Annotated in this window: 10 protein-coding genes and 1 pseudogene; 7 read left to right on the top strand and 4 right to left on the bottom strand. The window is 32.2% G+C overall.

Going from position 1 to position 14,165, the window contains the following annotated elements; all coding sequences use genetic code 11:
* The first annotated feature begins 115 nt into the window (after positions 1-115).
* The 7 genes and pseudogenes from GGR97_RS08930 to GGR97_RS08900 all read left to right on the top strand — a co-directional run bounded on the left by GGR97_RS08930 (position 116) and on the right by GGR97_RS08900 (position 8,351).
* Complete coding sequence (locus GGR97_RS08930) at positions 116-838, top strand: Ig-like domain-containing protein (RefSeq protein WP_167898175.1); 723 nt, start codon at positions 116-118, stop codon at positions 836-838.
* Positions 839-840: 2 nt separating this feature from the next.
* Positions 841-1,692 carry a hypothetical protein gene (locus GGR97_RS08925; protein ID WP_167898174.1) on the top strand — a complete coding sequence of 284 codons (852 nt, stop codon included), beginning with the start codon at positions 841-843 and terminating at the stop codon, positions 1,690-1,692.
* Between the two features lie 94 nt (positions 1,693-1,786).
* On the top strand, positions 1,787-2,917 hold the full coding sequence (tgt, locus tag GGR97_RS08920; RefSeq protein WP_167898173.1) for a tRNA guanosine(34) transglycosylase Tgt: 1,131 nt from the start codon (positions 1,787-1,789) through the stop codon (positions 2,915-2,917).
* A gap of 2 nt (positions 2,918-2,919) precedes the next feature.
* On the top strand, positions 2,920-4,011 hold the full coding sequence (locus tag GGR97_RS08915) for an LptF/LptG family permease (RefSeq protein ID WP_167898172.1): 1,092 nt from the start codon (positions 2,920-2,922) through the stop codon (positions 4,009-4,011).
* 25 nt (positions 4,012-4,036) lie between these two features.
* Positions 4,037-5,431 (top strand): phosphoglucosamine mutase, encoded by a 1,395-nt coding sequence (gene glmM, locus GGR97_RS08910; RefSeq protein ID WP_167898171.1) that lies wholly within the window; start codon positions 4,037-4,039, stop codon positions 5,429-5,431.
* A gap of 135 nt (positions 5,432-5,566) precedes the next feature.
* Complete coding sequence (locus GGR97_RS08905) at positions 5,567-6,685, top strand: DEAD/DEAH box helicase (protein ID WP_209272349.1); 1,119 nt, start codon at positions 5,567-5,569, stop codon at positions 6,683-6,685.
* A 223-nt stretch (positions 6,686-6,908) separates the two neighbouring features.
* A pseudogene (locus GGR97_RS08900) lies at positions 6,909-8,351 on the top strand (sulfatase-like hydrolase/transferase).
* Positions 8,352-8,455: 104 nt separating this feature from the next.
* Here the strand turns inward: GGR97_RS08900 and mqo are convergent.
* The 4 genes from mqo to GGR97_RS08880 all read right to left on the bottom strand — a co-directional run bounded on the left by mqo (position 8,456) and on the right by GGR97_RS08880 (position 14,165).
* Positions 8,456-9,844, bottom strand: a complete 1,389-nt coding sequence (mqo, locus tag GGR97_RS08895; protein WP_167898170.1) for a malate dehydrogenase (quinone) — start codon at positions 9,842-9,844, stop codon at positions 8,456-8,458.
* Between the two features lie 145 nt (positions 9,845-9,989).
* Positions 9,990-11,441 carry a catalase gene (locus tag GGR97_RS08890; protein ID WP_167898169.1) on the bottom strand — a complete coding sequence of 484 codons (1,452 nt, stop codon included), beginning with the start codon at positions 11,439-11,441 and terminating at the stop codon, positions 9,990-9,992.
* Positions 11,442-11,544: 103 nt separating this feature from the next.
* Positions 11,545-12,240, bottom strand: coding sequence for a 3'-5' exonuclease (locus GGR97_RS08885; protein ID WP_167898168.1), 696 nt, complete (start codon positions 12,238-12,240; stop codon positions 11,545-11,547).
* An 11-nt stretch (positions 12,241-12,251) separates the two neighbouring features.
* Entirely contained in the window at positions 12,252-14,165 is a 1,914-nt protein-coding gene (locus GGR97_RS08880; protein ID WP_167898167.1) for a DUF294 nucleotidyltransferase-like domain-containing protein, read from the bottom strand.

The raw sequence follows: 14,165 nt of genomic DNA, 5'->3' as shown, positions 1-14,165 counted from the left end.
CAATATATTTTTACACGCTTTTAAGATATACATAATTTGTTTTTTCATCAAACTTGTAAACTATATGCAAAGCTATCGACTTAAACATCAGATCTTACATATAATAACATAAATTATGCAAATTTTTAAAATCTTATTTTCCTTACTACTTGTGTTAAGTAGTACCTCTTGTATAAAAGAAGATATTATAAACGATGCCGTTCCCGAAGAGGTAAGAATCATTACTAATACTTCTACCATTAGAGAGGGTGATGTTATAATATTAAAAGCATCCTATTTTAATGAAGTAGCGCAAATAGAAACTAGAACACTAACATGGGAAACCACTAATCCAGCTGTGTTGTCTGTAGATAATTTAACATCTAATATTACAGGAGTTGCAGAAGGAATTGCTACAATTACTGTAAAAGTAAATGGAAATAACGGAGAATTATCAGATAGTAGAACAATTACGGTTTTAAAAGCAGGTGAACCAATTCCAGAACCAACACCTAGTGATGGCGAAAAAAAAGGAAGTTTACAAAAAACATCGTCTTATGTTTCTAGCGGAGATTTTACCATTGTAGAAACTAGTTCAGGAATTAGAATAGATGTAGCCGATAATTACAGAGCAGATACTACTTTACCAGGTTTTGCCATGTTTTTAACCAACAATCCAAATTCTTTAACAAACGCTTATCAGGTAGATGCTTTTGATGATGCGGATGGTGCTCATTACACAGGAGCTTTTAGTTTTACTGTTGATGGTGTTGGAATTAACGATTATAGATATTTAGTGCATTGGTGTAGACCTTTTACCATTCAGGTAGGGGAGGCTTTAATAACAGATAACGAATAAAAATGAGACATAAAATTTTAGGAATAGTAGTATTGATGTTATTTGTACAGCAAGCAAAAGCACAATGGACAAAAGGAGAGGGAAAAGGATATTACAAATTGTCTTTTTGGTCTTTAGTAGCCGATCAGCATTATACAAGTTCTGGAGAAATAGACCCCAACGCAACAAGAGGAAATTTTACAACTAGTTTGTATGCCGAATATGGAGTTACCAATAAAATAGATATAATTACTTATGTGCCTTTTGTAAGAGTTTATCAGAACAAAAGAGTGTCTGGAGTAACAGGAAACACTTTGCAAGAAGGGGAAGCTGTAAATGCTTTAGGTGATGTTGATGTGGCTTTACGTTACGCATTACACAAATCTAGCAAGTTAGCCTTGTCAGGATCTTTAAAATTAGGATTTCCAACAGGAAAATCTACAGGAGGAAGCGATGGAAGTTTTCAAACAGGAGATGGAGAATTTAATCAACAACTACAATTTGATTTAGGAGTTCCTTTTAAGGTAAACAAAGTAGGAGGTTATGGAAAAATAACTACCGCTTTTAATAATAGAACTCAAGGTTTTTCTGATGAATTTCACTACGGATTAGAGTTGGGTATAAAACCTATTCAAAAATTTTGGGCCATTGCTCGGTTGTATTCGGTAAACTCTTTTAATAATGGTTCTTTATCGGCACAAACAGCACAAGGAAGCATTTTTGCGAACAATGTAGAATACACAAGTGTGGGAGTAGAATTGGCTTATTATTTAACTAAAAAACTAGGAGTGTCTTTAAATTATACTTCTGCCGTTTCTGGAAAAATAATATATGCAGCCCCTTCTTACAGCGGTGGTTTGTTTTTAGAATTGTAGCAACATTATTTAGTATATAAAGACATCTTATAGGAGTGTTTAAAACTCAATACTCATTACTCTATACTCCGTACTTTATACTATATTTGTCGCTATGAAATTTAAGATAGAAGCATTAGACCCTAAGAGTAAGGCAAGAGCAGGAGAAGTTACAACCGATCACGGAGTAATAGAAACCCCTATTTTTATGCCTGTAGGTACTATGGGAACCGTAAAAGGAGTTCATCAACGTGAGTTGAAAGAAGATATCAATCCAGATATTATTTTGAGTAATACTTACCATTTGTATTTAAGACCTAAAACCGATGTGTTAGAAGCTGCGGGTGGGTTGCATAAATTTATGAATTGGGATAAGCCTATTTTAACCGATTCAGGAGGATATCAAGTATATTCTTTATCAGGAAGAAGAAAAATAAAAGAAGAAGGAGTAAAGTTTAAGAGTCATATAGATGGATCTTATCATTTCTTTTCACCAGAAAGCGTAATGGAAATTCAACGTAAAATTGGAGCAGACATTATTATGGCTTTTGATGAGTGTACTCCTTATCCTTGTGATTACAATTACGCTAAACGATCTATGCATATGACACATAGATGGTTAAATAGATGTATCAATCACTTAGAAAAAACACCAGAAATTTACGATTACAAACAAACATTTTTTCCTATTGTACAAGGAAGTACTTATACAGACTTAAGAAAGCAATCTGCTGAATATATTGCAAATGCTGGAGCAGAAGGAAATGCTATTGGAGGTCTTTCTGTAGGAGAACCTGCAGAAGAAATGTACGCAATGACAGATGTTGTTTGTAGTATTTTACCAGAAGACAAACCAAGATATTTAATGGGAGTAGGTACTCCAATTAATATTTTAGAAAACATTGCTTTAGGAGTAGATATGTTTGACTGTGTAATGCCAACACGTAATGCGCGTAACGGAATGTTATTTACATCAGAAGGACACATTAATATTAAAAATAAAAAGTGGGAAAAAGATTTTTCTCCTGTAGATCCAGCTGGAATTACTTGGGTAGATACCGAGTATTCTAAAGCCTATTTACGTCACTTATTTGTATCTAACGAATTTTTAGGAAAACAAATTGCTACTATTCACAATTTAGGATTTTACTTATGGTTGGTTAGAGAAGCTAGAAAACATATTTTAGCAGGAGACTTTAGAGAGTGGAAAGATAGAATGGTAAAACAAATGGATAATAGATTATAGGCTTGAGAATTTTAGACAAATACATATTACTACGTTATTTAAAATCGGTGTTTTTTACGCTGTTTATTTTAATACCTATTGCTGTAGTAATTGATGTTTCTGAAAAAGTTGATAAATTTTTACGTCATGATGATTTAACACTTATAGAAATTTTAAGAGATTACTATTTAAATTTTATCATCTATTACGGAAATACCTTTTTGCCATTGGCAACATTTATTGCCTGTATTATGTTTACCTCTAAATTGGCGAGCAATACAGAAATAATAGCCATCAGTAGTGCCAATATATCATTTACTCGTTTTTTAAGACCTTACTTTATAGGAGCTACCATTTTAGCAAGTGTAGCTTTGGCTATGAATCACTTTGTGGTGCCTAAAGGAAATGAAATTAGACATAAGTTTGAGAAAAGATATATTGATAAAAACACAGGAGGTAGAGGAAATGTAAAAAACTTTAACCTGCAGTTAAACGATAGCGCTAAAGTCTACATTAAAAGTTTTAATATTTCTGGAAACAGAGGATTTAACTTTTCGTATTCAGAATTTGAGGGTACTAAAATTAAATACAAATTAGTATCTAACAATATTGTTTGGGACACGGCCAAAGCAGTATTCCAATTACCAGATTATACAGAACGTTTTGTGTATTCAGACAGAGATTCTCTGTCATCAGGTAAAGACAAGGAAATTGTGTTAGACTTTACTCCTGAAGATTTAAAAGTATCTGGTTCTAAATCTATGAACTTAACTTCAGATGATTTATCTGTGTTTATTAAAAAATCAGAAAAAAGAGGAGTTAAAAACTTAAACTCTTATTATGTAGAACTGTATCAAAGAACAAGTTTGCCAGTTTCTGCCTATATTTTAACCTTAATAGCAGTGTCACTAGCCTCAAGAAAAAAACGAGGTGGAGTGGGAATTAACCTAGCTATTGGAGTAGGGTTAATGTTTATTTATGTATTCTTTATGAAAGTAGCTAAAGTGTTGGGTTCTGCTCCGGATTCCGATGCTCTTTTTATGGCTTGGTTACCTAACATTATATTTGGAATTATAGCTACTTACCTATACATTAGAGAAAAAAATCAAGGATAAACCTTCATAAAAAATTGAAAAGAAAATGTCATTAATTAAATCAATTTCAGGAATTAGAGGTACCATTGGAGGGCAGGTTGGAGACAATTTAACTCCTTTAGATGCAGTAAAATTTGCAGCTGCTTATGGTACTTGGATAAAAGCAAGAAATAATCAAGCTAAAGAAATTAATGTAGTTGTAGGTAGAGATGCTCGTATTTCTGGGGCTATGATTAGTAGTCTAGTTACAAACACATTAATTGGTTTAGGAATTAATGTTATCGATTTAGGGTTGTCTACAACTCCAACTGTTGAGGTGGCTGTTCCTTTAGAAAAAGCACACGGTGGAATTATTTTAACAGCATCGCACAATCCAAAACAATGGAATGCTTTAAAGTTGTTAAATGAAAAAGGAGAATTTTTAAATGGAGAGGATGGGAAAGAAATTCTTGAATTTGCAGAAAAAGATGCTTTTACTTTTGCCGAAGTTGATGATTTAGGAACTTATAAAGAAGATAATACCTATATAGAAAAACACGTTCAAGAAGTTTTAAACTTAAAACTAGTAGATGTAGATGCTGTTAAAAAAGCAGGATTTAAAGTTGTTTTAGATGCGGTAAATTCTACAGGAGGAATTTTTATTCCTGCTTTGTTAGAAGCAATGGGTGTAGAGTGTGTAAAATTGTATTGTGAACCTAACGGACAATTTCCTCACAATCCAGAACCTTTAAAAGAACATTTAGGAGATATTTCTAAATTGGTAGTTAAAGAAAAAGCAGATTTTGGAATTGTGGTAGATCCAGATGTAGATAGATTGGCTTTAATTAGCGAAGATGGTTCTATGTTTGGTGAAGAGTATACTTTGGTTGCTTGTGCAGATTATGTGTTAGGTAAATTAGGAGGAGGAAATACAGTTTCTAACTTATCATCATCTAGAGCTTTAAGAGATGTGACGGAAAAACACGGAGGAACGTATACAGCAAGTGCTGTAGGAGAAGTAAACGTGGTTACTACCATGAAAGAAACCAATACAGTAATTGGTGGAGAAGGTAATGGAGGAATTATTTATCCAGAGTCACACTACGGTCGTGATTCTTTGGTTGGGGTGGCATTGTTTTTATCTCATTTAGCAAAATCAGGAAAGTCATGTAAAGAATTGAGAGATTCTTATCCAGAATATTACATGAGTAAAAATAAAATTCAGTTAACGCCAACATTAGATGTTGATGCTATTTTAGAACAAATGGCAGAAAAGTATAAGAATGAGGAAGTAAACACTATTGATGGAGTAAAAGTAGATTTTGCCAACGAGTGGTTGCACTTACGTAAATCTAACACAGAACCTATTATTAGAATTTATACAGAAAGTGGTTCTCAAGAAACTGCAGATGTATTGGCTTTTAGAGCTATTGATGAAATTAAAGAAATAGCAGGTTTGTAGAAAAAACATAAATGAAATAGTTGATCATTGAGCATAGGCAAGATGAAAAAAACACAAAAAGAAAAGTCCGAGAAATTCTCTCGGACTTTTCTTTTTTATAATAGTACCTTTGCAACTTAATTAAAGCCTAAAATTTTGAAAAATTTTAAAGATTTAGGGGTAACTCCTGAGTTCATCAAGTCGATGAAAGAAATGGGAGTAAACCAACCTACAGAAATACAAGAAAGATCTATTCCAAAATTATTGGAAGGACAAATAGACTATATAGGAAAAGCACAAACCGGAACAGGTAAAACTATTGCTTTTGGATTGCCTTTATTACAAAAAATTAATCCAAAGAAAAATGAAATTCAAGGATTGATTTTAGCTCCGACTAGAGAATTAGCACAGCAAATTAAAAAGCAGTTATTTAAGTTAACAAAATATTCTAATGATAGAATTTTTTGTGAAGCAGTTTATGGAGGAGAAAAAATAGACATGCAAATAGAAAGATTAGAAAGAACAACACACGTAGTTGTGGCAACTCCTGGTCGTTTGTGTGATTTATTAGACAGAGCAGCTATAGATATTAGTAAAATAAAAATGTTAGTGTTAGATGAAGCTGACGAAATGCTAAGTATGGGATTTTTACCAGACTTAAACAGAATTTTAAAGTATTCTACAGCTTCTAGAAACACTTGGTTGTTTTCTGCAACTTTTCCAAATGCTTTAAACAGTTTGGTAAAAACTTATATGAATAATCCTGTTCGTGTTGAGGTAGAAGCAAATCAACTAGTAAATGAAAACATTTCTCATAAATTTATTTCTACAACGCTAGGTCAAAAATTAGATGTTTTGGTTGGTTTTGTAGAGAGTAGAGGTTTAGAAAAAGGAATTGTTTTTTGTAAAACAAAATTAGGTGCTCAAAAACTAAAAGAAGAGTTGGCAGAAGAAGGATTTTCTGTTACAGCTTTAGAAGGAGACATGGGACAAAGAGATCGTGAAAAATCGTTACGTTCTTTTAAAAACGGAGCAAGTCAATTATTGGTTTGTACTGATGTTGCAGCAAGAGGAATTGATGTGCCTAACGTAAACTTTGTAATCCATTATCAATTGCCAGAGAATACAGAATATTTTGTTCATAGAAGTGGACGTACGGCAAGAGGTGGAAACAAAGGATTGTCTTTGGCTATTGTTTTATCAAAAGAATTAGAACAATTACAAGCGTTGCAAAAAGAATTTAAAATACACTTTGGTAAGTATACAATTGCATAGATTATATAATTGTAATAGATCATAAAAAAACTCGGATATTTTATATCCGAGTTTTTTTATGATCTATAATATAAAGGTGTTGCTTCTTTAATTGGTAACTAGACGAAATATGTACAATAACAAAATGAAACATTTGTAGCCTTCTATTTAATTTTAAATTGATTGATTTGTATATAGAACTTCAATATAGGAGTTGTGGTAATAATTTAATATTTATAAAATAATGTGTAAGTTTTTTAAAGTAATATTTATATCAACAGTTTTAATAACCAATGCTTATTCTCAAAAACAGGATTTAAAAAAACAGCCTAATATTATTGTTATTATGGCTGATGATATGGGATATGCTGATACGGGATTTACTGGAGCAACAGATATTAAAACTCCAAACATAGATAAGATGGCACAATCGGGAGTTGTGTTTTCTCAAGGATATGTAACTCATGCTTTTTGTGGTCCAAGTAGAGCTGGTTTATTGTCAGGTCGTTATCAACATCGTTTTGGTTTTGATCACAATCCTGCATATGATTCCAATAACCCTTATTTAGGAATTAGTACTAAAGAAACCTTATTTCCTGCTAGAATGCAAAAAGTTGGGTATACTACAGGAGTTATTGGGAAATGGCATTTAGGAGCAGCTTATCCTTTTAATCCTATGAATAGAGGTTTTGATTATTTTTATGGTTTTTTAGGAGGATGACATGATTATTATCGAATAGATGTGTCTAGACCTTTTGGAGAAAATTATTTACATGGGTTAATTCGCAATAAAAAACCAGCAGACTTTAAAGGATATTTAACAACAGCATTAAGTAATGATGCTGTAAATTTTGTAAAAACAAATAAAGAAAAACCTTTCTTTTTATATTTAGCTTACAATGCACCACATCAACCTTTACAAGCTCCTAAAGAAGACATTGCTCGTTATGCTCATATAAAAGATAAGAAAAGAAGAGTATATGCAGCTATGGTAGATGTGATGGATCAGGGAATAGGAAAAGTTATACAAGCGCTAGAAGATAATGGTATTGCAGAAAACACATTGGTCTTTTTCCTAAGTGATAATGGAGGTCCAATTCCATCCAAACGAATGCCTAAAAGAGGGAATGGTTCTTCTAATGCTCCTTTCCGAGGTGGAAAAACAGATTATTTTGATGGTGGAGTACATGTGCCATTTATTGCTTATTGGCCATCTGTAATTAAAGGAGGTCAAGTGTATGATAAGCCTGTAATTTCTATAGATATAAGTAGAACAGCTGTAGAGTTGGCAGGAGCCAATGCTTTTGAAGGAAATGTAATGGAAGGTGAAAATTTAATTCCTTTTTTAACAGGAGAAAATAAAGGAAATCCACACGATGCCTTATTTTGGAAATTCAGAAATAGTTGGGCGGTAATTTCTGATGGTTATAAACAAATTATGAACTCACCATTAAAAGAACCAGGCTTATTTAATTTAAAGAAAGATATTGGAGAACAAAACAATATTATTGCAAGTCATAAAGATGTTGCTCATAAATTAAGACAAAGATGGGAAGCTTGGGATCAAAAAAATATAGGAAATAAGATAGGTGGCTACGCTGATTTTGAAAAGAAAAGAGATAAGTTTTTTGAAGAAGCCTTGCCAGATGGAGCAAAAAAATCAGATTACTACGTTCCTAAAAAATAATAATCTATTTACTGGAATGTAAATTTCTGAAACGAAAATAGGTGTAAAATAAAAATCCCAACTTAAATTTTAAGTTGGGATTTTTTATATGATTTATAAAAAGATTATTCAAAACATTTTTTAATAACATCAGACATTACAGAAAATGATGTTGATGCTCCAGGAGATGCTCCTAGCAAGGCAGCAATAGATTTGTCTTTAGAAACAATAATTTCTGTACCAAACTCTAATTTACCACTACGCTTTTTGTGTTTCTTAATTATTTGAACACGCTGTCCTGCAACTACAACCTTCCAATCTTCATCTTTAGCATCCGGATAAAATTCTCGTAACATTTCCATTCTGTCCTCAAACTTTAAGCTTACTTGTTTTACCAAATAACCTACCAAAGGTAAGTTATGATAACCAGCTCCTAGCAAACTCATAATATTGTCAAACTCTACAGATTTTGGTAAATCAAAAAAGGAACCGTGTTTTAAAAACTTAGTAGTAAATCCTGCATAAGGTCCAAATAGCAATTCTTTTCTACCGTTTATAACTCTAGTATCCATATGAGGAACAGACATTGGTGGAGCCCCTTTTTTAGCCTTACCATATACCTTTGCTGCATGTCTTTCTATAATGTCTGGGTTGGTACAACGCAACCACAATCCACTAATAGGAAAACCTCCATATCCTCTTGCTTCTTCTATACCAGATTTTTCTAATAAAGACAAAGCACCACCACCAGCACCAATAAAAAGGTAGTTAGATACAATTTTCCAATGTCTACCAACATTTTGTCCTTTTACAGATAATAACCATCGTTTATTGTCTGTTTTTTGAAGATTGATCACATTGCTATGGTTAATTAACTCTACATTAGGTTGCTTAGATAAGAACGTAAAAATTTGTTCCGCAATTTCTCCAAAGTTTACATCGTATCCATCTTTAATGTAAGTAGCAGCAACATTTGCTCTTTTACTACGACCTTCCATCATTAACGGAAGCCATTCCTTAATTTGTTCTTTGTCTTTAGAGAATACCATCTCTTTAAAAAACTCAGTTTCTTTTAAAACATTCCAACGTCTTTCTAAAAAATCAACATCTCTTTTCCCTTGTACAAAACTAATGTGAGGAACTTGAGAAATACACTTGTCAAGGTTTTGAATATATCCCTTTTTTGTACAATCTTTCCAAAACTCTAAGGTGTCATAGAATTGAGTAGCTGTTTTAATAGCTTTAGCAGGATCTATAATTCCATTTTTTTCTGGAGTGTAATTTAATTCACAATTTCCGGCATGACCTGTTCCTGCATTGTTCCAAGCTTCAGAACTTTCTTCAGCCATTTTAGGAAGTTTTTCAATTACAGTAATCTTTTTGCCAGGAAATTTTTCGAAAAGTAAAATTGCCAACGTGGCACTCATAATTCCACCTCCAATTAACACAAAATCAGCGTGTTTTATAGGTTGATGTTTTGATGCAGCTTTTTTAGAAATTGATTTTTTGGGCATTTTTTTAGGACCTTTATTTTTTGTGGTAACAAAGATATATGTTTCATGTCATTAAAATAGATTCTATTTTAACTAAGATTAGTCGGTTTTTAAAAGAAACTAAAAATTTAACGAAAACGTTATAAATGCTAAATTATTAACAGTTTTAAATATTGTTCAGTTTCTTAGCAACTAGTTGACCGTATTCAGAATCTGCTTTTTCAAATTGAGCAATCATTCTTTGTTGAACATCAAGATTGGCATGTTGTAAACCTCCAGCAATATTACTAGTTAATGCCTCTTTCTGCTCGTTTGTCATAATTCTGAATAAATTACCTGCTTGCGTGTAATTGTCATCTTCTCTAGTATCAAATCTATCAATAGTATCAGCATTAATTCTTAGAGGTGGTTCTGCAACACTTGTGTCTTGTTTAGGTGCATTGGTTCTATCATTTGGATAATAGTTTACAGCAGCTTCTTCTTTCTTTTCGGCTCCATGACCATAAGGGTATCCTCCTGTAGCCATAGCTCCATCTTGTTGATAATGGTGAACGGGACATTTAGGACTGTTTACAGGTAATTGATTGTGGTTGGCACCTACTCTGTACCTGTGTGCATCACCATAGGCAAATAACCTAGCTTGTAACATTTTGTCTGGAGAAGCTCCCAAACCAGGAACCAAATTACCAGGGCTAAAGGTTGCTTGTTCTGTTTCTGCAAAATAATTATCAACGTTTTGATTTAATTCTAATTGTCCTATTTCTTGTAAAGGATAATCTGAATGTGGCCAAACTTTTGTTAAATCAAACGGATTGATGTGATATGTTTCTGCATCTTTTTCTGGCATAATTTGAACTTTAACAGTCCAACTTGGAAAATCTCCTTTTTCTATAGCAGTAACCAAATCGTCTTGCATTCCATGTGCATCTTTTAACGCTGCTTCTTCATTAGTTAAGTTCTTAATTCCTTGATTGGTTTTAAAATGCCATTTTACCCAAAAGCGTTCTCCGTTGTTGTTCCAAAAACTAAGGGTGTGTGATGCATAACCATTCATGTTTCTTAAAGAGGCTGGAATTCCTCTTTCCGACATTAAAATAGTTACTTGATGTAAAGATTGTGGATTGCTTGCCCAAAACTCAAAATGATTTGATGGGTTTGGAACATTTGTTTTTGGATCTTTTTTTTGTGAATGTATAAAGTCTGGAAATTTAGAAGGTTCTCTTAAGAAAAATACAGGAGTGTTGTTTCCCACCATATCCCAATTTCCTTCTTCTGTGTAAAATTTTAAAGAAAATCCTCTTACATCTCTTACATAATCACTAGAATCTTGACCTCCCGCAACCGTAGAAAACCTTGCAAATACTTTAGTTTCTTTACCTGTGTTCTGTAAAAAGTTTGCAATGGTATAATTGCTTAAATCTTTGGTAAGTTTAAACGTACCATACGCACCATATCCTCTTGCATGTACAACTCTTTCCGGAATTCGCTCTCTGTTAAAGTGAGCTAACTTTTCCATTAATTGCCAGTTGTCAAAAGTTAAAGAACCATTTTTACCTGCCGAAATACTGTTATGGTCATCTGATATAGGTGCACCATTCTGAGAAGTCAATTTTGTCATTATAATTTCTGATTTTGTTTATAAATACAAATCTATATAGTTATAAGTGATTGTTTTTTGTTTTGTTATTGATTTTTGCAATAGTAGTATGTTTTAAAACTATTTAGTAAATCATTTTAGGAACATAAAATAGATCTTTAAGTCTTAAATCGTTATTTCTATTTAATCTTCCAAGTATTTTAAAAAAAGCAATGGCAGTAATGTAAGCATCACCATAAGCCGTATGTCTGTCTTTCTTTTTTACTTTTAATTCTTCACAAATTTCATCAAGGCTAAATACCTTATTGTATACGTCTGAATATACCTGGTGTTTGGTTTTTTTAAACAACACGCTGGTATCTAGTGTTTTGTTTTTAAGCTTAGGTAAGCCCATTCTTTTTAGAGCGTAGTTTACACAGTTAATATCAAAATTAATATGATGTCCCACAATAATAGCTCCTTCTATATATTTTAAAAAAGCTTTAATAGCTAAATCTTCTTTACACTGATTGTAATTACCGTTTTTTAAAAGTCCGTGAATGGCTACACTTTCTCTTTTAAAAATTTCTTGTTCTAAATATTTTTCAAAAACATCTTTAACGTGAATGGTGTTGTTATAAATAGTAACTGCTCCCATAGATAAAATTCTATCGGTTTTAGGATCTAAACCAGAAGTTTCGCAATCAAACACTACAAATTTTGAGTCTTCAATAGATTTGTTATTTATATTTTTTAAAGATTCTGTATATTCTTTCCAGTAATCTGGATAGTGTTTCTTTTTAAAATAATATTGTAGGTTTTTAACAATAAATTTAAACATGGGTTAGGGGTTTAGATGTTTGCTTGAAAACGAACCGTTATAATTTCTTGAATACTTTTGATAGGTTTAAAACAACGTCTCAATTTTACTTTATCAGATTTTGATAGACTTTCTAGTTTGATGAATTTACCATCATCATCTCCTAATGAAGCCAAACCGTTTTTAGTTTTAAACTTTAATAAAGCTTTAAAGGCATAGGCACAAGCTTCGTATACATCTGCATTTTGAGGTTCTAGCTCTCTTAGTTTGTAATATCTTTCAGCAGTATTATTAACTCCCTTAAGATTGTGTTGTAATGTTAAAATTCTAGCAGCATCAATTAACGGCATAATAGCACGTTGTTTAATGTTAAAGTGATCTTTATAAGCCCCATCTTGATCTACCAAAAATTGTCTAAAGAATCCAAGTGGACTTGGACTTTTAAGTGCATCTTGTGCTAAAAACATAAAAAATCGGTTGTTTTCTTTAGTATGTTCATATACAGAGGCAGATAATTCATCAACCAATTTTTTACTACCATACACAAAGTTAAAATCAAAAAAGATGGCTGTTAATAAAATGTTTTTTTCAGTAGGATTGTAAATCCAATCTTTAAACTTGTCTTTCCATTCGGTTTTGCTTAAGCACCATTTAGGGTTACTAGCCATCATTTCTGCAGGGCAATATTCAAAACCAATGGAGTGTAGGTTTTTAGTAATAAGACCAGCAAGTTCCATAAAAAAAGCTCTGGTGCTTTCTATTTCTTCTTCTGGAACATCATCAAAAATAATCCCGTTGTCTTGATCGGTTGGAACCAATTGTTCTTTACGAGCTTGACTTCCTAAAGCAAAAAATGAGAATTTACAAGGTGGTGTTTTGTCTAATTCCTTAACAGAAAGTTCTACTGCTTTTTGATTGATGGTTTCATTTAATTCTGCAACTACGGTTAAAGTGTGTGTAAAAGAAATATGTTGGTCTATGTATCTTTTTAATAAATCGTTTAATTGCTGTCTTAAGTCTCTTAATCTAGAAATGGTTCTAGCTCTTGTAATTTGTTTCATTAAAACGGCAGGGTTGTTACTTAAAGAAGCTACAATATCTTGCTGAGTAACCATTCCTAGCATTTTGCTGTCAGGACTACCATCCACGGTAATACAAACGTTTTCTACTTTCTTTTTTAACATAATAATTTGAGCCTCTGCAATAGAAATATCTGCAGAAGCTGTAATTACAGGGGTTCCCATAATTTCTTTTACATTTTCATCAATAGAAAATTTTCCGGTGGCAACGGTGTGCAAAAGCACTTTATTGGTAATAACACCTGTAGGCTTGTTCTTTTTTAAAATAAAAATAGAGCTAATCTTATTTTCGCTCATTATTAAAGCGGCTTCTCTAATGGTGTGTTTATGATTGCAGCTAATTGCTGTAGTCATTAAAGTACCAATTTTAGAACTAAAATAATCAGTTTGTCTTGTTCGTTTATAGTCGGCAAAAATACGTTCGTTTTCTTCTTGAGAAAATCTAGTTGTAGAGTTACTTGCAAAACGAGTAATTAAATATTTACTGATTTCCGAATTATTAACAAACTGCTCGTTAAAAATGGAAATAGGGATAGCATATACAATAGATTCTTCGTAAGCTTTTGCATTTAAATTGTAATTCTCATTTACAATTAAAGGACGTAACCCAAAAACATCTCCCTCATCACACATTTCTATTTCAAGAGTTTTGTCTCCTTCTTGTCTGTAAAGGCGAATTGCTCCTTGATTTACCAAATAGAAAAAATTATTATGTGGTTTTCCTTGGTTAAATAAAGTTTCATCTTTATCTAAATACAGCACGTTAGTTTCAACGGCTAATTTGTATAAATCAGTATAAGATAAATTATCAAAAGGAGGGTAGTTTTTAATAAAGTCGGTTATTCTTTCTGCAATGCTATTTTTCAT

The organism is Wenyingzhuangia aestuarii, from assembly GCF_011927765.1.
In the GTDB taxonomy this organism is placed as follows: domain Bacteria; phylum Bacteroidota; class Bacteroidia; order Flavobacteriales; family Flavobacteriaceae; genus Wenyingzhuangia; species Wenyingzhuangia aestuarii.
This window is presented reverse-complemented; position numbering and strand designations above follow the sequence as displayed.

Coding starts and splice junctions, on each gene's coding strand:
- GGR97_RS08930 (WP_167898175.1), top strand. CDS start 116: ATGCAAATTTTTAAAATCTTATTTTCCTTACTACTTGTGTTAAGTAGT.
- GGR97_RS08925 (WP_167898174.1), top strand. CDS start 841: ATGAGACATAAAATTTTAGGAATAGTAGTATTGATGTTATTTGTACAG.
- tgt (WP_167898173.1), top strand. CDS start 1,787: ATGAAATTTAAGATAGAAGCATTAGACCCTAAGAGTAAGGCAAGAGCA.
- glmM (WP_167898171.1), top strand. CDS start 4,037: ATGTCATTAATTAAATCAATTTCAGGAATTAGAGGTACCATTGGAGGG.
- mqo (WP_167898170.1), bottom strand. CDS start 9,844: ATGCCCAAAAAATCAATTTCTAAAAAAGCTGCATCAAAACATCAACCT.
- GGR97_RS08890 (WP_167898169.1), bottom strand. CDS start 11,441: ATGACAAAATTGACTTCTCAGAATGGTGCACCTATATCAGATGACCAT.
- GGR97_RS08885 (WP_167898168.1), bottom strand. CDS start 12,240: ATGTTTAAATTTATTGTTAAAAACCTACAATATTATTTTAAAAAGAAA.
- GGR97_RS08880 (WP_167898167.1), bottom strand. CDS start 14,165: ATGAAAAATAGCATTGCAGAAAGAATAACCGACTTTATTAAAAACTAC.